19 protein-coding genes are annotated in these 21110 nt (G+C 69.9%); 4 read left to right on the forward strand and 15 right to left on the reverse strand.

From position 1 onward, the window contains the following. Positions 1–13: 13 nt before the first annotated feature. Positions 14–379 (reverse strand): hypothetical protein, encoded by a 366-nt coding sequence (locus ABS52_01700; protein ODT04893.1) that lies wholly within the window; start codon positions 377–379, stop codon positions 14–16. Between the two features lie 183 nt (positions 380–562). On the opposite strand from ABS52_01700, the gene ABS52_01705 reads away from it, so the two are divergent. Both ABS52_01705 and ABS52_01710 read left to right on the forward strand, forming a co-directional pair. Then, positions 563–1399, forward strand: coding sequence for a permease (locus ABS52_01705; GenBank protein ODT04894.1), 837 nt, complete (start codon positions 563–565; stop codon positions 1397–1399). Positions 1400–1435: 36 nt separating this feature from the next. Beyond that, positions 1436–1789, forward strand: a complete 354-nt coding sequence (locus tag ABS52_01710) for a hypothetical protein (GenBank protein ID ODT05111.1) — start codon at positions 1436–1438, stop codon at positions 1787–1789. Positions 1790–1962: 173 nt separating this feature from the next. On the opposite strand, the gene ABS52_01715 is transcribed toward ABS52_01710, so the two are convergent. Then, positions 1963–4248, reverse strand: a complete 2286-nt coding sequence (locus tag ABS52_01715; GenBank protein ODT04895.1) for a hypothetical protein — start codon at positions 4246–4248, stop codon at positions 1963–1965. 139 nt (positions 4249–4387) lie between these two features. On the opposite strand from ABS52_01715, the gene ABS52_01720 reads away from it, so the two are divergent. Both ABS52_01720 and ABS52_01725 read left to right on the forward strand, forming a co-directional pair. Next, positions 4388–5761 (forward strand): hypothetical protein, encoded by a 1374-nt coding sequence (locus ABS52_01720; protein ID ODT05112.1) that lies wholly within the window; start codon positions 4388–4390, stop codon positions 5759–5761. Next, positions 5758–7218 (forward strand): hypothetical protein, encoded by a 1461-nt coding sequence (locus tag ABS52_01725; GenBank protein ODT04896.1) that lies wholly within the window; start codon positions 5758–5760, stop codon positions 7216–7218. The genes ABS52_01720 and ABS52_01725 overlap by 4 nt, the downstream gene beginning before the upstream one ends. Positions 7219–7278: 60 nt before the next feature. Here ABS52_01725 and ABS52_01730 read toward each other — a convergent pair whose 3' ends face one another. The 13 genes from ABS52_01730 to ABS52_01790 form a co-directional block, all read right to left on the reverse strand. Continuing rightward, entirely contained in the window at positions 7279–7680 is a 402-nt protein-coding gene (locus ABS52_01730; GenBank protein ID ODT04897.1) for an NADPH-dependent 7-cyano-7-deazaguanine reductase QueF, read from the reverse strand. A gap of 377 nt (positions 7681–8057) precedes the next feature. Beyond that, on the reverse strand, positions 8058–8966 hold the full coding sequence (locus ABS52_01735) for a hypothetical protein (protein ODT04898.1): 909 nt from the start codon (positions 8964–8966) through the stop codon (positions 8058–8060). Between the two features lie 104 nt (positions 8967–9070). After that, entirely contained in the window at positions 9071–9730 is a 660-nt protein-coding gene (locus ABS52_01740) for a hypothetical protein (GenBank protein ODT04899.1), read from the reverse strand. Next, a complete protein-coding gene (locus ABS52_01745) occupies positions 9731–10738 on the reverse strand; it encodes a D-alanine--D-alanine ligase (protein ID ODT04900.1) in 1008 nt (335 codons plus the stop codon). A gap of 46 nt (positions 10739–10784) precedes the next feature. Beyond that, positions 10785–12206: a cystathionine beta-synthase gene (locus ABS52_01750; protein ODT04901.1), complete on the reverse strand. Its 1422-nt coding sequence runs from the start codon at positions 12204–12206 to the stop codon at positions 10785–10787. Between the two features lie 32 nt (positions 12207–12238). Beyond that, positions 12239–12664, reverse strand: coding sequence for a hypothetical protein (locus ABS52_01755; protein ODT04902.1), 426 nt, complete (start codon positions 12662–12664; stop codon positions 12239–12241). A 50-nt stretch (positions 12665–12714) separates the two neighbouring features. Next, positions 12715–15381 carry a DNA mismatch repair protein MutS gene (locus ABS52_01760; protein ID ODT04903.1) on the reverse strand — a complete coding sequence of 889 codons (2667 nt, stop codon included), beginning with the start codon at positions 15379–15381 and terminating at the stop codon, positions 12715–12717. Further along, a complete protein-coding gene (locus ABS52_01765) occupies positions 15378–16397 on the reverse strand; it encodes a hypothetical protein (GenBank protein ID ODT04904.1) in 1020 nt (339 codons plus the stop codon). The genes ABS52_01760 and ABS52_01765 overlap by 4 nt, the downstream gene beginning before the upstream one ends. Continuing rightward, positions 16367–17485 carry a DNA polymerase III subunit delta gene (locus ABS52_01770; GenBank protein ODT04905.1) on the reverse strand — a complete coding sequence of 373 codons (1119 nt, stop codon included), beginning with the start codon at positions 17483–17485 and terminating at the stop codon, positions 16367–16369. Before ABS52_01770 ends, ABS52_01765 begins: the two co-directional genes overlap by 31 nt. Positions 17486–17491: 6 nt before the next feature. After that, positions 17492–18031 carry a hypothetical protein gene (locus tag ABS52_01775; GenBank protein ODT04906.1) on the reverse strand — a complete coding sequence of 180 codons (540 nt, stop codon included), beginning with the start codon at positions 18029–18031 and terminating at the stop codon, positions 17492–17494. A 238-nt stretch (positions 18032–18269) separates the two neighbouring features. Continuing rightward, positions 18270–18908 carry a hypothetical protein gene (locus tag ABS52_01780; protein ODT04907.1) on the reverse strand — a complete coding sequence of 213 codons (639 nt, stop codon included), beginning with the start codon at positions 18906–18908 and terminating at the stop codon, positions 18270–18272. Positions 18909–19176: 268 nt separating this feature from the next. Further along, complete coding sequence (locus ABS52_01785) at positions 19177–19731, reverse strand: ADP-ribose pyrophosphatase (GenBank protein ID ODT04908.1); 555 nt, start codon at positions 19729–19731, stop codon at positions 19177–19179. A gap of 37 nt (positions 19732–19768) precedes the next feature. Then, positions 19769–21070: a hypothetical protein gene (locus ABS52_01790; GenBank protein ID ODT04909.1), complete on the reverse strand. Its 1302-nt coding sequence runs from the start codon at positions 21068–21070 to the stop codon at positions 19769–19771. Between the last annotated feature and the right edge of the window lie 40 nt (positions 21071–21110).

Below are 21110 nucleotides of genomic sequence, written 5' to 3' on the forward strand. Positions count from 1 at the left end.
GTTTGCGAGGAGGTCAGGCTCGCGGTGGGGGGAGCTCCGGGGCGCGAATGCTCGTCGGTGGCCGCACGAGGTGCGGCGCGACTATTCCCGGATCGCCCTGGTCGGGAAGCGACACCCACGCCGAGGAGGGGAGCGCGGCGAGTGGGGCGCAGGCAAGCATCGAGGTGCACGACCGCGCCGCGTCCCGGTCGGGACAGTCGTCGCGGTGGCGATCCTGCGGCGCGCCGTGCGCGGCCATGTGCGTCGTCTCCGACATCGGCGCAGCGCCTGCGGCCGCGACGTCCGCCATTCCCATGCACACGACCTCGCTCGCCTGCACCGACTGCAACAGCAGCAGGGCAGCGAACACGCACGCGGCGAGTCGGCGAAGGATCGGCATGGGTTTCATCGGGCGACGCCTGTAACGTAGCAGGTGCGGCGCGGCGGCTCCAGCCGTCACATGACGATGCGTGCGCGGATCGCGAAACGGATGCGGATCGTGGCCAGGCGCTGCAGGAATTTCCCTGACGCACCCACCCTCGTACACTGCCCAGACCGGCGTCGCGACACCATTCTCCAGCGGATGACGATCCTCACCTTCACCCTCCTCCTGGCCCTCGGCTCCGTTGCCGCCGGCATGCTCGGCGCGCTCACCGGCCTCGGCGGAGGCGTCGTCATCGTCCCCCTCCTCACCCTCGCCTTCGGCGTCGACCTCCGCTACGCCATCGGCGCCTCCCTCGTCGCCGTTATCGCGACCTCGTCCGCTTCGGCCGCCGCCTACGTCCGCGATGGCTACGCCAACGTCCGCGTCGGCATGCTCCTCGAGGTCGCCACTACCGTTGGCGCCCTCCTCGGCGCCTTCGTCGCCGGGTGGATCTCCCCCTCCACCATCGCCGTCATCTTCGGCGTCGTCCTCCTCTTCTCCGCCCTCCACTCCACGCACGCCGCGCCCGAGATCCAGGAGGACTGCCCGCCGACGTCGCTGGGCGCTCGCCTCCGCCTCAACTCCACCTACCCCACGGAGCAAGGCGAGCGCCCCTACTGCGTCCAGAACGTCCCTCTCGGCTTCTCCCTCATGCTCGGTGCTGGCGTCCTATCGGGGCTCCTCGGCATCGGCTCCGGCGCCTTCAAGGTCCTCGCCATGGACCGCGCCATGCGCCTCCCGTTCAAGGTCTCCACCACCACCAGCAACTTCATGATCGGGGTCACCGCCGCGGCCAGCGCCGGTGTCTACCTGCAGCGCGGCTACCTCGACCCCGGCATCACCATGCCCGTCATGCTCGGCGTCCTGGTCGGCGCCACCCTCGGTGCCCGCCTCCTCGTGCGCGTCCAGGCCCGCATCCTTCGCAAGGTCTTCAGCCTCGTCATCGTCGCCCTCGCCCTGCAGATGCTCTACAAGGGGATAACCGGAGGCCTCTGAGTGACGACTCCCCCCACACGCCTCAGCGACGAGCGCATCGACCAGTTCATCGGGCGCGTCCTGCAAGCCGGCGTCGTCATCGCCGGCGCGATCGTCGCCGTCGCCGCGCTCTTCTACCTCGCGCGCTACGGCGCCGCCACCCCCGCCTTCGGCACCTTCCGCGGCGAGCCCGCCAACCTGCGCACCGTGGCTGGCATCGTGCGGGGCGCCGCATCGTTGCACCCGCGCGCCTGGATCCAGTTCGGGCTCCTCATCCTCCTCCTCACCCCCATCGCCCGCGTCGTACTTCTCCTCGGCGCCTTCGCCATCCAGCGCGACAGGCTCTACGTGGCCATCGCCTCCGTGGTCGTGCTCCTCCTCATCCTGAGTCTCGCAGGACTCACGCCCTGACTCGGCGTGGCGAGCCAGCCGCACCGGGTGGTTTCGGGACCTGATCTCGGGGGTGAACCCGGCGACGATCCTGCAGCCCATCCCCCTGCAGGCGATCCCCCTGAAGCCGATCCCGTAACCGATCGCTCCCGAGCTCCGGTGCGCAATCTCGACGCGGACCCGCGCCGCCGTCGTTAGGCTCCTGACCCCTCCGCCTCGGGCGCGTCCAGCACCTCCCGAACCTTCTGCGCGAGAGTCGCCGGCACGTACGGCTTCTGCAGGAAGTTGCGCCCCACTTCCAGCACCCCCTGGTGCACGATGGCGTTGCGCGTGTACCCCGAGGCGAACAGCACGCGCGTCCGCGGGCGCTCCTCTGCCAGCCTGGCCGCCAGCTCCTTCCCTCCCATCCGCGGCATCACGACGTCGGTCACCACCACGTGGATCTCCCCCCCGTACCCCCGCGCCACCTCCAGCGCCTGCACACCATCTCCCGCTTCCAGCACGGTGAAGCCGTGCGCACGCAACGCACGCGCGGCAATCGCCCGCACCGACGCATCATCCTCCACCAGCAGCACGGTCTCGTCCCCGCGCACCTGTCCCATCGTCGCTGCCGGTGCCGCCTCGCCGGGGACGCCATGTGCCCGCGGCAGGTACACCTTGAACGTGGCCCCCTGGCCCGGCTCCGAGTACGCCCAGATGTGCCCGCCCGCCTGCCGCACGATCCCGTAGCACGTCGCCAGCCCGAGCCCCGTCCCCATCCCGCTCGGCTTCGTCGTGAAGAACGGCTCGAAGATCATCGGCAACAGCGCCGGGTCGATCCCCGATCCGTTGTCGCTCACCGCCAGCATCACGTAGTCCCCGGGCGCCACGTCGGCATGCGTCGCGGCGTACCCTTCATCCAACGTCACCTTCGCCGTCTCGATCGTCACCGTCCCGCCCCCGGGAAGCGCATCGCGTGCATTCACGGCGAGGTTCACCAGCACCTGCTCCATCTGGGCCGGGTCCACCTTCACGGGCCAGAGCTCCGGCTCCAGCTCGGTCACGAGCTCCACGTGCTCCCCGATCAGCCGGCGCAGCATGCGGTCGGTCTGCGTCGTCAGCGCATTCAGGTCCACCACGCGCGGCTCGATCACCTGCCGCCGCGCAAAGGCCAGCAGCTGGCGGGTCAGTTCCGCCGCCCGCGCCCCGGCCCGCGTCACCGCCGTCAGGTCTTCATCGGCGTGCAACGGGTCCTGGCGCGCGAACGCCGCATGGCTCAGGATCACCGTCAGGAGGTTGTTGAAGTCGTGCGCCACCCCGCCCGCCAGCCGCCCGATGCTCTCCATGCGCTGCGATTGCAGCAGCTGCGCCTCCAGCGTGTGGCGCGTCGTCTCGTCGGTTGCCACTCCCGCGATCCGCACCACCTCCCCCGCCGCGTTGCGCACGGGAAAGCTCCGGTCCGAGATCCAGCGCATCGCGCCATCGGGGCGCACCACGCGGTATTCGGCGCGGAAGGTCGTCCGGTCGCGCTCGAAGGCCTCCACCACCCGCGAGCGGTCGTCGGGATGGATCGCGTCCAGCCAGATGCGGGGGTTGCGGCGCAGCTCATCGGGCGATCGCCCCCAGATCGTCTCGAAGCCTCGGCTCACGAAGTCCACCTGGCTCGATTCGGGGCGCGCGATGTAGAACACGGCGTCGACGTTCTCGGACAGCTCGCGGAACAGATCCTCGCTCTCGTGCAACGCCATCAGCATCCGGCGACGCTCGGTCACGTCGGTCATCAGCGACACGCGTCCCACCGGCCGCTCGCCGTCGAACAAGACCTGCGACACGATCTCGCCCCACACCAGCGTCCCGTCAGCGCGCGTCGCCCGCACGTCGAACATGAATGTCCCCCCCGACGCCCGCCCCTCCTCCACCCGCCGGAACAGCGCCTCCTGATCGTCCACATGCACCACCCGCGTCCATCCATCGCCCTGCAACTCCTCCGCCGAGCGTCCCAGCATTCGCTGCGCCGCCGGGTTGGAGTACACGACGTTCCCGTCGACGTCGGTCAGGAAGATGCCTAACGGCGCCGCCTCGCTCATCCCGCGAAAGCGCAACTCGCTCGCCCGCAGCGCCCGCTCGGCTGCCACCTGCTCCGTCCGCTCCTCCACGAAGAACGCCACCCCCCGCTCTCCCCGCACCTCGATCGGCAGCCAGCTCGCGATCCAGTGCCGCTCCACCCCGGGCTGCGCCCGCGTCTCCCCGCTCACCGGGATGCGATGGATCCCCTCGCTCGACGTCAGCGCCCGGCGCAGGATCGGATCGGCCGTCGGCGCCAGCTCCGGAATGACCTCGCGCATGGTCCGCCCGATATGCTCGGCCGCCGCCACCCCGTTCATCTCCGCGAGCGCACGGTTGATCCGCACGTAGCGCAGCGACGAGTCGAAGACCGCCATCCCGATCGGTGAGGCCTCGAACAGCGCATCCAGGTACGTCTCACCGGCCGGCGAACTCATTGCCCCCCAAATGTCATGGTTTCGCGATCGCCCAAACTCCACCGTGTTTGGGCGCGTACTGGCACTTCCCCCACCCTCCCCCGTTATATCACCATATCATATCGGCGTCCACATGCCGCCGAGCGCCCTCATGCGAACCATGCCTGTGCGACACATCCCGGTTTCGTCCCTCCTCGCCGCGATGGCCCTCGCCGTCCCCCTCGCGGCCCAGGCGCCGTCCTCGCGCCTTCGCGTCCCGGTCACGGTGGACACCCTCCCCAACGGGCTGACCCTCATCGTCCACGAGGACCATTCGGTCCCGACGGTGGCCACCAACGTCTGGTTCCACGTGGGCTCTGGTGACGAAAAGCCGGGCCGCACCGGTTTCGCCCACCTGTTCGAGCACCTGATGTTCATGGGGTCACAGCACGCCCCATACCCCCAGTTCGACCGCCTCCTCGAGTCGGCGGGCGCCAGCAACAACGGCACCACCAACAACGACCGGACCTCGTACTACGAGTGGGGCCCCTCCAACGCCACCCCGCTCATGCTCTGGCTCGAGGCCGATCGCATGGGATGGCTCCTCCCAACGATGGACAGCGCCAAGGTCGACGCCCAGCGCGAGGTCGTGAAGAACGAGCGCCGCCAGGGCGTCGATAACCAGCCCTACGGCATCGCCGAGGACCTCCTCGCCCCCGCCCTCTACCCTGCCGGGCACCCCTACTCCTGGCCGGTCATCGGCTCCATGGCCGACCTCTCGGCCGCGTCGCTGGACGACGTCAAGGACTTCTTCCGCCGCTACTACGCCCCGAACAACGCCGTCATCGTAGTGGCCGGTGCCGTCCGAGCCGACTCGGTCCGCCGCGCCGTCCGCCAGGCCTTCGCCGACATCCCGCGCGGCCCCGCCATCACCCGTCCCGCCCCCCGCGCCTTCGCCCCGCGCGACACGGCCATGGTCGCGGAAGACCAGGTGCAACTGCCGCGCCTCTACCTGGCGTGGCACGCCGTCCCGCAATACCACGCCGACGACGCCGCGCTCAACGTCACCCGTTACCTCCTCACCGGCGCCCGCAACAGCCGCCTCACCAGCGCCCTCGTGTACGACCAGGAGCTGGCCAAGGACGTCTACGCGTCCAACGATTCCAAGAAGCTCGACGGCGACTTCGGCATCATCGCCACCGCCCGCCCGGGCATCGCGCTCGATGCCATCAGGAATGCCATCGACCGGGAGCTCCGGCGCCTCGCGGCCGACGGACCCACCCCCCGCGAGCTGGAGCAGGCGCGCAACGCCATCGAGTCGGGCTTCCTCAATCGCCTGGAATTCGTGAACGCCAAGGCCGAGCAGCTCAACGAGTACTATTACTTCACCGGAACCCCCGACTACTTCCAGCGCGACCTCGACCGTCATCGCGCGGTCACGACCGACGATATCAAGCGCGTCGTGTCGCACTACCTCGTCGCCCCGCGCGTCATGCTCAGCATCGTTCCCAAGGGACGGAAGGAACTCGCCGCTACCCGGGAGGGCGTGCAATGAGCCGCCTCGTCCTCACCCCAGCGGCCGGAGTCGTCGCGGCCCTCCTCGGCATCGCCGTTGCCGCTCGCCCGGCCATCGGCCAGGACTTCGTGCGGGAGCGCCCGCCCACGCTGGGCGCCCCGGCCCCGCTCACCGTCCCGGCGGTCCACGCCAGCCGCCTCGCCAACGGCATCGGCGTCACGGTCGTCGAGCAGCGCGAGCTCCCGCTGGTGCAGGTCATCGCCTCGTTCGACGGCGGCTCGCGCCTCGACGGTGCCACCCCTGGCATCGCCGCCTTCACCGCCAACCTCCTCGACGAGGGTGCCGGCGCGCGCGACGCGGCCACCCTCCAGTCCGAGCTCGCCTACCTGGGGGCCTCGCTCCAGACCGGCGCCGACTGGGACCGTCTCTTCGTCTCGCTCAAGGTTCCGGTACGCTCGTTAGGTCCCGCGCTCGACCTGCTCGCCGACGTCATCCGCCGCCCCACCTTCAGCGCCGCCGAGGTGCGGCGCCAGCGCGACCTCCGGCTCGCCGCCCTCCTCCAGCAGCGCGACCAGCCCAACGCCCTCGCCGACCTCGCCTTCAACGCGATCGTCTTCCCCGCCGGCCACCCCTACCACCACAGTGCCGGCGGCGACTCCGCCTCGGTCGCGGCCTTCGACAGCGCCGCCGCGCGCGCCTTCTACCGCCGCGCCATCGCGCCGGCCAATGCCCGCTTCGTCGTCGTGGGCGACATCGCCGAGGCCGAGCTGCGTGCGCAGCTGCAACCACGCTTCGGCGACTGGCGCGCGGAGGCGCCGGTGGCGACTGCGCCCCCCGTCACCGTTGCCCCCCTCCACCAGGCCAGGACCCGCGTCTTCCTCGTCGACAAGCCCGCCGCCGCGCAGTCGGTCATCCATATCGGCTGGCCCGGCGTCGACCGCCTCTCGCCCGACTACGCGCCGCTCATGGTCATGAACACCCTCCTCGGCGGCTCCTTCACGTCGCGGCTCAACATGAACCTGCGCGAGGACAAGGGCTACACCTACGGCGCCAGCTCGCGCTTCACCTTCCGCCGCGCCCCGGGACCCTTCGTCGCCTCGGCGGCCGTGCGGACCAACGTCACGGATTCCTCGCTGGTCGAGTTCTTCCGGGAGCTGCGCGGCGTCCGCGATCACCTCGTCCCCAACGACGAACTGCAGCGCGCCAAGGCCTACGTCGAGCTCGCACTCCCCGGCTCCCTCGAGAGCACGACGCAGGTGGCCAGCACCGTGTCCCAGCTCGCCCTCTTCGGCCTCCCCCTCTCGGCCCTCGCCGACTACGCCCGCAAGGTGCGCGCGGTCTCGGCCGCCGATGTCCAGCGCGTGGCCCGCCGCTACCTCACGCCTGATCAGGCCACCGTGGTCGTGGTCGGCGACATCACCAGGGTCCGTCCCTCGGTCGAGGCCCTGGCCCTCGGCGAGATCACGGTGCTGGACGTGAAGGACGTCGCGAGATAGCCGCGGCCTTGCCCAGCGGGAACGCCGGGGCGCGACCGCGGCTGGGGCGTGCGCCCGGCGCTACGGCGCCGGCCGCGTCCCGTGGTCCGCGGTGATGATCGACTTCAGCCCGCCCCGCACGTTGAAGTCTCCCACCACCCGCATCCACCGCGGCGACGCCGCGACCACGAGATCGTCGAGGATCCGGTTCACCACCCGCTCGTAGAAGATCCCGTCGTTGCGGAAACTCCAGAGGTAGAGCTTCAGGCTCTTCAGCTCCAGGCAGACCTGGTCCGGGACGTAGCTGATGTTGATCGTCGCGAAGTCCGGCGCTCCGCCCTTGAGGAGCGCGAGTTCCGCCGCATCCGTCTCGATCCCACCGATCGGACAGAGCGACGTGAACTCGGGCGTCGTCATGAAGATCTCGTAGTTCCGTCCCGGATAGGGGTTCGGAAACGTCTCGAGCAATTCAGGCTGCGGCATGAGGCGAAAGCTGGCACCCCGCCGATCTCCGGGGTAGGGCCGGGGTACTACGACGAGTGCATGCCGACACGCCCTGGCGCACACGACGGACGTGACCGGATGTGCGTTCTCTCATCGGTGGTGTATCGACGAGCGTAGGCGTGCGATGTCGTGCCGCCGGCGTCCCCCCGGTTCGTGACCCCGCGCGAATTGCACCCGTCAAGAACTATGGACAGGTCCGGAACCCGACCGTACCTTGGTTTTCAGGTTGGCGCGCTTCGCGCCGGCCGCTGCCGACGCGAGAACGGCGCGACGGCACTCGCCCCCCGGTACAACCGGGGGGCTCTTCTTTTCCATGCCATGAAGGTCTCGTGCGCGCGCGCCGGTCTCGGTGCCCGCTACGCCCCGTCGCGCAACTCCCGCGACATCTCCTCGAGCAACCGCTTCTCGTCGCTCGTCAGGCTCTCCATCCCCTGCTGCGAGATCTTGTCCAGCACCAGGTCGATGTCGCTCATTCGCGTCCCTCCCTTCGGGCTCACCGGGGGGACCTGCGACGCAGGGCGCCGCGAAACGACCGCGTTGCTGCGCGCGATGATCGCGTCGATCTCGTTCCCCTTCTCGCGGGCTCGCGGCATGGAGCGCGGAATGGCACGCGGCGTCTCGTCGGGCAGGTCGGGAAGCTGCGAGACGCGCTGCTTGAAGCGATCCAGCCCCGCACTCCCCGACGCGGTGCGGAGGTACAACCACCCCGCAGCCAGCCCCCCCAGGTGTGCGAGGTAGGCGACCCCGCCGTGGCTCTCGGCCATCCCGCCCATCAGGTTCACCACCACCATCAGCGCCACCATCCACTTCACCTTCAGCGGCAGGACGCCGAACAGGAACACCTCGTCGTCGGGCCACCGCGTCGCGTACGCCAGCGTCACCCCGAGCACGGCGGCCGACGCGCCGATCAGGAGCGACTCGCGCGCGAACAGGAGGTGGAAGAACCACCCCCCCAGCCCGCACAGGAGGTAATAGCGCGTGAACTCCCCCGCGCTCCACGCATGCTCCACGCGCGGCCCGAAGAGGTACAGCGTGTACATGTTCAGGGCCAGGTGCCAGAACCCCCCGTGCACGAACATGTACGTCACGATCGTCCACCACGAGCGCGACACCCCGTCGGCCTGGAAGCCGAGCGCCGGCAGCATGTTGTGCGCGCCAACGACCGTCAACTGCAGGAAGTAGATCGCGACGTTGATCGCGATCAACCACTGCACCGCCCTCGTTAGGCGGGGATACTCGATCTCGTCGGTGTACGGGACGTCCATCGGCTCCGGCGCGGCGAACGGGTGACTCTCCTGCTATATCTATCGCGGAGCCCGGGCAACTGTTCCGCCCGCGTGCTCCCACCGGCGTCTCCGCCGGCCTTCCTTCAGCGAATCGTCGCCGGACCGCTCAGCCTGTACGCCACCCGAACGTCCGGGTGCAGCCCCATGGCGTGCTCGACCAGCACGCTCCAACGCCGGTCCATCATCCCCCGCTCGGTCGCCGGGCCAGGATGCATCACGATGCGCGCCGCAGGGCTCGCCGCGTGCGTCTTCTCGACGATCCGCAAATAATCGGCGTCACTCGCCTCGTCGGTCCCGGCAATGGCCACCGCATGTGCGCTCCCCACACGCGCCGCGGCCCGAATGGTCTCCATGGCCCGCTCCAGCACGGCGTCCGTCAGCGACGCCTCGAGCGACACCTGCACCATCTGTACATACGGATGAAGCCCGGCAATCGCTTCAGGGCGCTGCCCATCGGTGTCCACCATCACCGGCGTCTTCAGCGCCATCACCTCCAGCGCCCCCTCCAGGAACGGTCCGTTCCCCAGGGCATCCCGCCCCGAGATGCACACCGAGTGCACTGGCGACCGGCTCAGTCCCCGTGCCACCTCGCGTGCCAGCACCTCCGCGGTGTACATCGTCGCCGTCTCCGCCGGACCGGCAAAGCGGATGAACAGCTGGCGCCGCCCGGCCCATACCCCTTGGCGCTGGATCGCGATCGGTACCCCCGCGAGCGCGGCGGCCTGAACTCCCCTGGTCCCCATTTACCTCGAATCCCTGGTCGAGTATGCCAACTGCACGATGCGGTCGCACAGCTCGGGAAACGACATCCCGGCCGCCGCCGCCGCCTGCGGAATTAGGCTCGTTTCCGTCATCCCCGGCAAGGTGTTCGCCTCCAGGCAGTAGAAATCGCCCGCGGGCGTCATCCGGAAGTCGATCCGCGCGCACCCCCGCAGCTTGAGCGCCGCGTAGGCGCGCTGCGCCAGGCGCTGCACCTCGGCCGTCTGCTCCGCCGTCAACTCCGCGGGAAAGATCTCCACCGCCATCCCGGGCGTGTACTTGCACTCGTAGTCGTACAGCTCCTTCACCGGGATGATCTCCCCCACCGGCAGCGCGTCCCCCCCGAGAATGCCGACCGTCAACTCCCGCCCCGGAACGAACGCCTCGATCATCACTTCGTCGTCGTGCCGGAACGCTTCGGCAATCGCCTCCTGCAGCAGCTCCGGCGTTCGCACCAGCGTGAGCCCCACCGTCGACCCCTGCTTGCTCGGCTTGACGACCACCGGGAACCCCAGCTCGCGCCCCACCTCATCCGCCGTCGCCGGCGCCATCAGCCACCCAGCAGTCGGGACCCCGGCACGCTCGAACAGGTGCTTCGAGAGATCCTTGTCCATCGCCAGCGCGCTCGCCAGGTGCCCGCTCCCGGTATAGGGAATCCCGGTCAGGTCCAGCAGCGCCTGGATCGTCCCATCCTCCCCGGTCCCCCCATGAAGCGCCAGGACGATCACTTCGGAGTCGCCGAGATGGTCGAGCGTCTTCGGGAGCGCACGATTCATCCGCGCCAGCGCCTGCACGTCGGGCGGGACGGTCTTCACCACCCTCCCTCCTTCCAGCAGCGCCCGCTCGTCCCCCGCCGTCAGCACCCCCCGGGCCGTATCCACCGCGACCACGTCGTATCCGCGCGTGCGCAGCGCCTGCGCGACGCGCAGCCCGGACGCCAGCGACACGTCACGCTCGGACGAAGTCCCCCCCATGAGCACCGTGATTCTCATCGCCCCGACTCCCGTCTCCCGTCTCCCGTCTCCCGTCGCATGCCCCTCATCTCGCCATCAGGAACTGCAGCAGGTCTCCCCGGGTCACGATCGCTTGCACCTGGCCGTGAGACTGCACGAGGACGGCCGGATTGGCCTTCGAGAGGAGCTTGGCCACGTTGTCGGCCGGCGTGTTCACGTCGATGATCGGGAACGGCGCGTCCATCACGTCACCCACGGAGGCATCGAGCAGTTTGGGGTTCTCCAGCGCCTTCGCGGTGAGCGTGTGCTCGGTGACCGACCCCACGCACACGGCGCCGTCCATCACCGGGAGCTGCGACACATCGTGCAGCGTCATCAGCCGCAACGCCTGGCGCACCGGGGCCCCCGGCGCGGTGCTCACCATCACCGGCACCCCGCCCGGCTTCACGTTGATCACCTGGGCGATCGTCGCCTTGTCCGCCTCCAGCAGTTGGTTCTCGCGCATCCACTCGTCGCTGTACAGCTTCGAGAGGTAGCGCTCGCCCGTGTCGCACAGGAACGTCACCACCAGGGCCTCGGGGTCGTTGATCCGGCGCGCCACGTTCAGCGCCACGTGCGCGATCAACCCGGCCGATCCCCCCACGAAGAGCCCCTCCTCGCGCGTGAGCCGGCGCGCCATCGCGAACGCGTCCTTGTCGCCCACCGTCTGGAACTCGTCGATGACCCCCATGTCGAGCGTCCCGGGAACCTTGTCCTGCCCGATCCCCTCCACCTTGTACGGCGCCCCGTCGACCTTGCTGGCCCCGTGGCTCCGCCAGTACTCGGCCAGGATCGACCCCTGTGGGTCGCCGGCAATCACCTGGATCTTCGGGTTCTTCGACTTCAGGTAGCGCCCCACGCCCGTGAGCGTCCCCCCCGTCCCCGCGGCGGCCACGAAGTGCGTGATCCGCCCCTCCGTCTGCTCCCACAGCTCCGGCCCCGTCGTCGCCTCGTGCGCCGCCGGGTTCGCGTCGTTGTAGAACTGGTTGGCCAGTACCGCGTTAGGCGTCTCGGCGGCGATCCGCCGGGCCATCATCACGTAGTTGTCCGGGTGGTCCGCCGGCACCGCGGTCGGCGTGATGATCACCTCGGCTCCGAACGCCTTGAGGAGCCGCACCTTCTCCTGCGACATCTTGTCGGGCATCGTGAAGATGCAGCGGTACCCCTTGAGCGCCGCCGCGATGGCCAGGCCGATCCCCGTGTTCCCGCTCGTCCCCTCCACGATCACCCCGCCCGGCTTGAGCCGCCCGTCGCGCTCCGCCTCCTCGATGATCGGGAGGCCGATGCGATCCTTCACCGATCCGCCGGGATTGAAGAACTCCGCCTTCCCGTAGACCGGCGTGCGGATCCCCCGCGTGACGCGCGTCAGCCGGATGAGCGGCGTCCACCCGACCGTCTCCAGCACCGACTCGAACGGCTGCCGGTTGCGGGGAACGCGGGAGGTGAGCTGGGCAAGGGTCTCGGTCATGTCGCTGGCGCTGAAAAGGTCGTGAGGGGTGCCTAACGCTTCGGAACGATGGCCGGCGCGTCGCCGGGCATGGGAGCCCCGCCCGGCACGCGGAACTTGACCGGGAAGAGGATCGCGAACGGGATCGCCTTCCCATCCTTCATCGCCGGCCGGAAGACGAGCTCCCTCGCCCCGGCCAGGGCCGACGAGTCGAACGCCGCCAATGCCGCGTGCTCCTCGATGCGCGTCGATTCCGGGACGGGGCGCCCGAATTCGTCCAGGTACAGGCGCAGCGTCACGTTGTCCTGGATCCCCTGGAGATACGGGCCAGGCGGATACCGGAACGGCAGCGAGTCGCCGGCGAACACGGGAAGCGAGTCCGGCGTGACCGCCCCCGCTCGCTCCCTCCCCGCTCCCCCCTGGCACCCCGCCACCACCGCGGCCGAAGACCCCAGCGCCACGACCCGCATCCACGCCATGCGGACGGACCCGTTCACGAAGGACATGCCGCGCAATCTACCCGCCCCCGCTACCCCTCGCGCGCCAGGCGCGCCAGTTCGTCCAGCACGCGCAGCGCCTCGAGCGGCGTCATCTGGTTCGCGTCGAGCGCCTTGAGGCGAGTCACGGCAGCATGCGGCTCAGGCGCGAACAGGGACAGCTGTGGCGCCCCCGGCGTCGCGCGCCCCCCGCGTGTCGCCACTCCCGTCTCCCGTCTCCCGTCTCCCGTCTCGCGCATCAGCCCTTCCGCGAGTTGCTCTCCTTCCAGGAGCGCCAACACCTCCCTCGCTCGCCCAATCACTGCCTCCGGCAGCCCCGCCAGGCGCCCCACCTCGATCCCGTACGACCGGTCCGCCCCTCCGGGCTGTAGCCGGTGCAGGAACAGCACCTGCTCCCCCACCTCGCGCACCGCGACGTTAAAGTTGCGTACCGCATCTAATTCGTCGCTCAGCTGGGTCAGCTCGTGGTAGTGCGTCGCGAACACCGTCTTCGCCCCCGTCCGGTCGTGCAGGTGCTCGCTCACCGCCCACGCGATCGACACGCCGTCGTACGTCGACGTCCCGCGCCCGATCTCGTCCAGCAGGACCAGGCTGCGTCGGGTCGCCGTGTGCAGGATGGCGCTCGTCTCCGCCATCTCCACCATGAACGTCGATTGGCCCCGCACCAGGTTGTCGCTCGCCCCGACGCGCGTGAAGATCCGGTCCACGATCCCGATGCGCGCCCGGCTGGCGGGCACGAACGACCCCACCTGCGCAATCAACACGATCAGCCCGATCTGCCGCAGGATCGTCGACTTCCCCGCCATGTTGGGGCCGGTCAGGATGATCATCCGCGCCCCCTCCGTCAGCTGCACATCGTTGGGGATGAACTTGTCGCGCGGCATCATCCGCTCCACCACCGGGTGCCGCCCGCCGACGATCTCCAGGTCGAACTCCTCGGTGATCTCCGGGCGCACGTAGCGCTCCGTCGCCGCCACCTCGGCCAGCGTCCCCAGCACGTCCAGCTGCGCCACCAGCGCGGCCGTGTCTTGCAGCCGGCGGATCGCCCCCCCGACGCGCGCGCGCAATCCCTCGAACAGCTCGCGCTCCCGCGCCTCGATCCGCTCCGTCGCCGTCAGCACCTTCTCCTCGTACTCCTTCAGCGCCGGCGTCACGTATCGCTCGGCGCCGGTGAGCGTCTGCCGCCGCTGGTAGTCGTCGGGAATCAGGTGCCGGTTGGCATTCGTGATCTCGATGTAATAGCCGAACACCCGGTTGTAGCCGACCTTCAGCGAGGCGATCCCCGTCCGCGCCCGCTCCGCCGCCTGGATGTTGGCGATCGCATCGCGCCCCCCGTCCCGCAGCGCCCGCAGCTCGTCCAGCGGCGCATCGACCCCGGCCCGGATCGCATCCTCCTCCCCGATCGCCGTCGGCGGGCGCTCCACCAGCGTCGCGGTGATCGCCTCGGCCAGGTCGGCACACGCATCCCACCGCGCCGCAATGACGCCTAACGCACCGTAGTCGCCCAGGTGTGCGGTCGCCGCGGCAACCCGGGGCAGCTGTGCCAGCGAGCTCCCCAGCGCCCCCAGCTCGCGCGGCGTCGCCCGCGCCGCCGCCACCTTGCTCGCCAGGCGCTCCACGTCGCGCACGCCGTCCAGCGCGTCCCGCAGCGCGCCGCGCGCCACCCCGTCGTGCACCAGCGCTCCCACCGCGTCCAGGCGCGACTCGATCGCCCCCCGGTCCAGCAACGGCGCCAGCAGCCACTGCCGCAACAGCCGCGCCCCCATCGGCGTCTGCGTCCGGTCGAACACCCCCAGCAGCGTCCCCGCCCGCTCCGCCGAGGCCCGCCCGTTGGGATGGTCGCTCTCCCCGCGCAGCGACTCCACCAGCTCCAGGTTGCGGCGGGTCATCTCGTCCAGCGGCATCACGCCGCCGGCCCGCTCGAGCGTGGGGCGCGTGAGGTGCGGAATCCCCGCCGGCTGCAATTCGCGCACGTAGCGCAGCAGCGCCCCGCCTGCCCCCACCGCTGCCCCCGCATCGGTCCCCACCCCCAGCCCCTCCAGCGAGTGCACCCCGAAGTGCCGCGCCAGCTCGTCGCGCGCCACCGCCGGATCGAACTCCCACCCGTCGCGCTCGGTCACCAGCGCGCCGTCCGCGTGCAGCTCCGCCGCCGCCCCCACCAGCGAGGTCCCTCTCGCCACCAGCACCTCGCTCGGCGCGAACCGCGCCAGCGCCGCCCCCGCATCCGCGGCCGGGGCCAGCACCAGGTGGAACGCCCCGGTCGACACGTCCGCCGCCGCGATCCCGAACGTCTCACCCTCCCGGTGCACGGCACACAGGAAGTTGTTCCGCGTCACGTCCAGCAGGTCGTCGGCGAATGCCGCGCCCGGCGTGATCGTCTCCACGACCTCGCGCCGCACGATCCCCTTCGCCAGCTTCGGGTCCTCGACCTGCTCGCAGATCGCCACCCGGAACCCCTGCTGCACCAGGCGGCGCAGGTAGTCGTTCACCGCCTTCACCGGGACCCCCGCCAGCGGCACGTCCGACGCCCCGCCGTTGTTGCGGCTCGTCAGCGTCAACCCCAGCACCCGCGACGCCACCTCGGCGTCCTCGAAGAACATCTCGTAGAAGTCGCCCATCCGGAACAGCAGGATCGCCTCCTGGTGGCGCGCCTTGATGTCCCGGTACTGCTGCATGAGCGGCGTCCCGTCGCGGCTCATTTCTTCTCCGCCTCCACGACGATCCCGTTCACGCGCGACGCCTTCATCCGTCCCTGCGCCGCCACCGCCGCTTCGCGCGTCGCGTATCGCCCCACCCGCACCCGGAACGGCGCCTTCTCCCCCCACACGCGCACGTCGTAGCCGCGCTGCTTGAGCACCGCCGCCAGCGCTTCGGCATCTCGCTGCTTGGGAAACGCCGCCACCTGCACGCTGTACTCCGTGGCCGGCCGTGCGGCACCCGGCGCCACGCCATCGCGTGGAGCGGCACGTCCCGCGTCGCGCCCCTCCACCCCTCCCGCCCCGGGCGCCGACGGCCGCTGCACGTCACGCCCGCCACGCCCGGGCATCGCCACCGCGGTCGATTCCTCCTTCGCGCGCGCCGCCGCCCCAGCCAGCGCGCTCGGCGTGCACCGTTGCAGGTAGTACTCGATCTGGTTCAGCTGCTCCACGTCTTCCGCCGAAACCCGGCTGCGCGCCTCCGCCAGCGAGGCGCACCCCCGGCCAAGGTCACCGTCCTCGACGGCCAGTCGCCCGGCCCAGAATGCCGCCTTTCCCGCCACCCCCCCGGTGGGATGCTCGCGCACCAGGCGCTCGAAATTGCGCCGCGCCCCGATCCGGTCCCCGCGCGCCAGCTTGAGCTGCGCCACCATCATCGTCGCGTCCTCGGCCCGCGCCGATAGCGGGTACTCCACGCTCACGCGCAGGTAGTCGCGCTCCGCCTCCGCGGCGCTGCTGGAGGCATAGGCGCGCGCGAACAGCGCCTCGGCGTATTCGGACGTCCCTTCCGTCGCCGCGGCCAGCAGCGAATCCGCCAGCTGCCGCGCGCCCGACCGGTTCCCCGCGTTCACCAGGCGCTGCACGCGCGCCAGCGTCGAGTCGCCCCCCTGGGCGACGACCGGTTGCGCCGCGCCCGCCATGAGCGCGACACCCACGAGGACGGCAACGGCAAGCAAGCGGAATCGAGGCATCATGGTCGCATTGATCGTTAGGCGGCGTGGTGCCGCGCGGGGACGCACAGGGTGCAGACCAGCGAGGCCAGCATCTGTTCGTCCGAGGAGAGGCGCGTGTCCTTCGCCGCACGGTCCGCCGCCAGCAGCGCCGCGAGCGCCTGGTCGATGCTCGCCGAATCCCAGCGCGAGACGTTGCGCGCCCAGCACTTCGTCGCCTCTCCCCACGGACGCATCGGATATGCCCCCGTCTCCTTCAACAGCCCGAAGAACTCGGCCTCCAGCCGCTGCGCCGGCAGCCCTCGGTCGCGCGCCAGGCGGCCCCACCCGATCGCCATCGTCTGCGCCGTCAGCGCCATGATGATCGGCACCAGGCCGGATTTCGGCAGCAGCAACACGTGCTCCACCAGCGACAGCGCGGCATCCACGTCACGCTCGGCCACCCGGTCCAGGAAATCGCCCAGCGATTCCCCCTGCCGCACACCCACCACCTCGCGGACGGCGACCTCGTCGATCGCCCCGCCCTGCGTGTAGCTGGCCAGCTTGTCCAGCTCGGACGCCAGTTGCGCCGTGTCGGGGCCGACGTGCTCCACGAGGAGCTCGGCCGCGCGCTCGCTCGACGTCACGCCGTGCACCTCGCGGGCTTGCTCCAGCACCCACTCCACTACCTCGCGATCGCGCATCGCCGGGAACGCGAGCGCCACCCCCGCGCGCTCCAGCTCCTTGTCCGCCTTCGCTCCCGCCGTCGCGATCAGCACCAGGACGGTGGTACTCGATGGCCGCGTCAGGTATCGGTCGAGCCCCGCGCGCACGTCCTTCTTGAGCGCACCGACATCGCGCACCACCACGACCCGCCGCTCCGCCATCATCGGTGGCGTGTTCACCGCCGACTCGAGCTGCTCCGCCGAGACGTCGGCCCCCCGCAGCAGGTCGAAGTTGAAGTCGCGCGTCGCGGGATCCACGGCTCCGGCCATCAGCTGCCGCACCGTCCCTTCCTTCCGGTATTCATCGTCCCCGTGGAAGTAGTAGGCGGGCGCGAAGGTCTGGTTGTGGATGGCCTTCCGCAGGTCGCGGAGCGCTTGGGCACTCATGGTGGCCCAATATAGCGCGCCCTCCCCCTCCCTCCCGTTGCCGCCGGCCACGAACCCGGCACGCACGTGTACTCAGCGCGTCGGCGACTCGGGCTGGTAGTTCACCGCGCGCACGGGCGCCGATTCCGCCGCGTCGGCGTAGCGCAGCTGCGCCTCCTCCATCATCAGGAGCGCCGGCCACACCGCCATTCCGGTCGACACGGACGCGACGAACGCCGGAGGCGCCACGGGGAGCGGACCCCGCACCTCCTGCTCGGCCGTGACCGGACGGATGACGACGCCTGGGAGCCGGGCGATCTGCCCCGTGTCCGGACGCTCCATCAGCGCCACGGCCATGAGTCCGATCGCCACCAGTCCGAGCGACATGGAAACGAATCCGCTCATGCCGGGACCGCGGAAGAGAGGGGCCGGGGCCGCGAGCCGCTGGCGCTCCGTCTCGAGGCGCCGCGCGAGCCGCCGCGAAAACTCTTCCGATGGCTGGATGCTGGGCAGGTTGTTCCGAACCAGGAGCAGGCTTCGCCGCACATCCGAATCGAGTCGCGCGCACGCCCGACACTCGCTGCGATGGTGCTCCATCGCCACGACGTCCACCCCCGGAAGGGTGTCGTCCACGAAAGCGAGATGTTTGCGGCGGAACGTCCTGCAGTCCATGACGCGCGGAACCTCGAGGGCTGGAGGCGAAGGAGGGTACCCATCCCTCCCGATCGGGTTCCCATTTTGCACACGGTGGACACCGAATGCCAGAGCCCGCTCCTGGGAGGAGGACGAGAAACCCCCCACGGAGTTTCCGTGGGGGGTCGCTTCCCCGCTGTTCGGCCCGCCGTGGGACGGCTCCGTCCCACTCCCCTGGCTAGAGCAGCCCAGGCGCGATGATGGCCGCGAACGCGTTGCGTGCCCGGTTGAGCCGCGACTTGACCGTCCCGAGGTTGCACTCGGTGATCTCGGCGATCTCCTCGTACGACTTCCCCTCGAGCTCCCGGAGAATGAATACCTGCCGATGATGCTCGGGAAGCTGCTCCACAGACTGTTCGACCAGGTCTCGGAGGTGCCGCTTGCGATACAAGTCGTCCGGACGCGATCCGGGATCCTCGAACTGCAGCGGCCGGTCCTCGTCCTGCCAGTTCTTCCTGATGGCCTGGAACAGCACCAGCGGGTTCCGCGACCGGTTCCGTAGCTCATTCTTTGCCAGGTTGGAGGCGATCGTGTAGATCCAGGTCGAGAACTTCTTCGACCGATCGAAGCGATGGAGGTGACGGTACACGCGGATGAAGACCTCCTGCACCAGGTCCTCGGCTCGTTCGCGGTCACCGATCGTGCGATAGATGAAGTTCAGGAGGCGTGTCTGGTAGCGGTCCACCAGTTCCGGAAATGCCCGCTCCTCGCCCGCCAGGAACGCGCTGACCACCTCGCCGTCGTCCACCTGCCGAAGCCGCTCCCGGACGGAAGCGCCGGCAGGGAGGTGCGCCGATTGAAGTGCCGCGTCAGCCATGGTGGGTGTCCTCGCTGGTCTCGCTGGGTGGATCGTACTACGCCGAAGGTGGCAGCCCCACGCCCGTGTTCCACTGTCCTGCAGGGCAGACCCCGTGCCGCACCATCCCGCCAGGCCGGCATTGGAATAACTACCACAGAATCAACTACTTACCGTGTCCCATGTCACCTTGCCCCTCGGCACGGCATCCCGATCCGTCCACTCCGGGTGACAGGGGACTGTTCCCCAATTCTGGACAGTTTCCGTCTCCCCTCACCCCTACCTCCTCTCAGCGCCCCAGTCGGTAGCCCGCCGCGAACAGGATGGCCACGAGCGTCTTGCCGTCCACGATCTCTCCCCGCTCGATCATGGCCAGCACCTCGGACAGCGGGAAGTTCACCACCTCGATGAACTCGTCGGCCTCCCGCTGGCTCTCACCCATCGAGAGCCCGGTCGCCATGAACAGGTGGATCCGCTCGTCCGTGAACCCTGGGGTCGTATAGATCGTCGTCAGCGGTTCGACACGCTCAGCGGTGCAACCGGTTTCCTCCTTGAGTTCCCGAATCGCGCACTCGAGCGGCGACTCCCCCGCATCCAGGCGCCCCGCCGGGATCTCGTACAGGTAGCGCTCGGCCGCGTATCGGTACTGCCGCACCAGAAGGAGCTGCGGATCGTCCCCGCCCGGGTCGCTGGCGAACGGGATGACTGCCGACGCCCCCGAGTGCCGGATCATTTCCAGCTCCCCTTCCGTGCCATCGGGGAAGCGCACTCGGTCTATCTCGAGGTTCAGCACGCGACCCGAATACACGCGGGCGGACGCCAGCCGCGGTGACGAACTGTCCATAGTTGGTAAGAAACTGGTACTAATTAGCGACCGGCCATCATTCGGAGGTGGGGCGCCCCAGGGCATCGTATTCCCGCACTGCCCCCACTCCCAAGGCGGCCAACGAATCCCGTACTCCCTTCGCGTCGCCCACCGCGACGACCTGCAGTCGCGCCGGTTCCAGGTGCGCTTGCGCGACGCGAAGCACGTCATCGGCCGAGACCGCGGCGATCCGCTCGCGATACGTGTCGTAGTAGTCGTCCGGCAGCCCGAAGCCTTCGCGCATGGCCAGGGCATCGGCAATCGCCGCCGTCGTCTCGAACCGGATCGGGAAGACCCCCGTGAGATAGTCCACCGCCAGCGACAATTCGCTCGCGCTGACGCGCTCGGCGCGTATCCGGTCGATCTCGTCGAGGATCTCGCGCACCGCAGCCGCCGTGACGTCACTCCGCACTGCGGTCGACGCCTCGAACGCGCTCGCGCGCCGGCGCCAGTCGAAGGAGGTGAACGCCCCGTAGGTGTACGCGTTCCGCTCGCGCAGGTTGAGGTTGATGCGCGAGTTGAACAGCCCTCCCAGGATCGCGTTCATGACCGACAGCGCGTGGAAGTCCGGGTGCGTTCGCGGCACCGACAGGTGCCCGATGCGCAGCTCCGACTGCGGCGCGTCGGCCTTGGCCACCAGGTGCACGCCACGCTCCGCATGGGCCGCCCCCACCACGATCTCCGGTGCCGTCCCTCCCTCCACCTGCCACCCCCCGAACGCCTGCTCCGCCAGCTGCACGACCAGCCCGGGGTCCACGTCTCCCGTCACGATGAGCCGGCTCCGCCGGGGCACGATGAACCTCGCGTGGTGGGCCGCCAGTGACGCGCGCGTGAGCCCACCCACCGTTGCCTCGTCTCCTCCCTCCGCGCATGCGTACCGGCTTTCGGGGGCGAACGTGAAGCGCGCGAACATGTCGTCCGCCAGGCCGCGCGGCTCCGTTCGCTGCTGCAGCAGCTCGGCCAGTCGCTCCTGCCGCAGGCGCTCCACCTCGCTCTCGGGAAATGCCGGCTCCGATGCCACCTCGGCCAGCAGCTGCAATGCGTCCCCGAGCCGGGGCGACAGCACCGTGGTACTGCACTCCGCATACGTCCAGGTCACCCCGGTCGCCAGTTCCCCTCCCAGGCGCTCGAACGCATCGGTGAGCGCGACGGCGTCCCGCCGCTTCGTTCCCTCCGCGAGCGCATCCGCCGTCAATGCCGCCGCCCCCGCGCCCCCCACGTCGTCGCACTCCCCCCCGGCGTCGGCCATGAAGAGGGCCGTGGCCACCGGTAGCCGTTCGAGGCGCGCCACGTGCACGGTCAACCCGTTGCCCAGCACGTGCCGCTCGGTATCGGGAAAGCGGTACGGGCGCCGAGCC

This window comes from Gemmatimonadetes bacterium SCN 70-22, assembly GCA_001724275.1.
Lineage (GTDB): Bacteria > Gemmatimonadota > Gemmatimonadetes > Gemmatimonadales > Gemmatimonadaceae > SCN-70-22.

What these genes read in the sequence shown, in the direction of transcription:
- ABS52_01745 (ODT04900.1), bottom strand. Translation starts at nt 10,738, where the DNA reads ATGAGAATCACGGTGCTCATGGGGGGGACTTCGTCCGAGCGTGACGTG.
- ABS52_01750 (ODT04901.1), bottom strand. Translation starts at nt 12,206, where the DNA reads ATGACCGAGACCCTTGCCCAGCTCACCTCCCGCGTTCCCCGCAACCGG.
- ABS52_01735 (ODT04898.1), bottom strand. Translation starts at nt 8,966, where the DNA reads ATGGACGTCCCGTACACCGACGAGATCGAGTATCCCCGCCTAACGAGG.
- ABS52_01785 (ODT04908.1), bottom strand. Translation starts at nt 19,731, where the DNA reads ATGGACAGTTCGTCACCGCGGCTGGCGTCCGCCCGCGTGTATTCGGGT.
- ABS52_01725 (ODT04896.1), top strand. Translation starts at nt 5,758, where the DNA reads ATGAGCCGCCTCGTCCTCACCCCAGCGGCCGGAGTCGTCGCGGCCCTC.
- ABS52_01730 (ODT04897.1), bottom strand. Translation starts at nt 7,680, where the DNA reads ATGCCGCAGCCTGAATTGCTCGAGACGTTTCCGAACCCCTATCCGGGA.
- ABS52_01720 (ODT05112.1), top strand. Translation starts at nt 4,388, where the DNA reads ATGCCTGTGCGACACATCCCGGTTTCGTCCCTCCTCGCCGCGATGGCC.
- ABS52_01755 (ODT04902.1), bottom strand. Translation starts at nt 12,664, where the DNA reads ATGGCGTGGATGCGGGTCGTGGCGCTGGGGTCTTCGGCCGCGGTGGTG.
- ABS52_01705 (ODT04894.1), top strand. Translation starts at nt 563, where the DNA reads ATGACGATCCTCACCTTCACCCTCCTCCTGGCCCTCGGCTCCGTTGCC.
- ABS52_01715 (ODT04895.1), bottom strand. Translation starts at nt 4,248, where the DNA reads ATGAGTTCGCCGGCCGGTGAGACGTACCTGGATGCGCTGTTCGAGGCC.
- ABS52_01740 (ODT04899.1), bottom strand. Translation starts at nt 9,730, where the DNA reads ATGGGGACCAGGGGAGTTCAGGCCGCCGCGCTCGCGGGGGTACCGATC.
- ABS52_01760 (ODT04903.1), bottom strand. Translation starts at nt 15,381, where the DNA reads ATGAGCCGCGACGGGACGCCGCTCATGCAGCAGTACCGGGACATCAAG.
- ABS52_01780 (ODT04907.1), bottom strand. Translation starts at nt 18,908, where the DNA reads ATGGCTGACGCGGCACTTCAATCGGCGCACCTCCCTGCCGGCGCTTCC.
- ABS52_01700 (ODT04893.1), bottom strand. Translation starts at nt 379, where the DNA reads ATGCCGATCCTTCGCCGACTCGCCGCGTGCGTGTTCGCTGCCCTGCTG.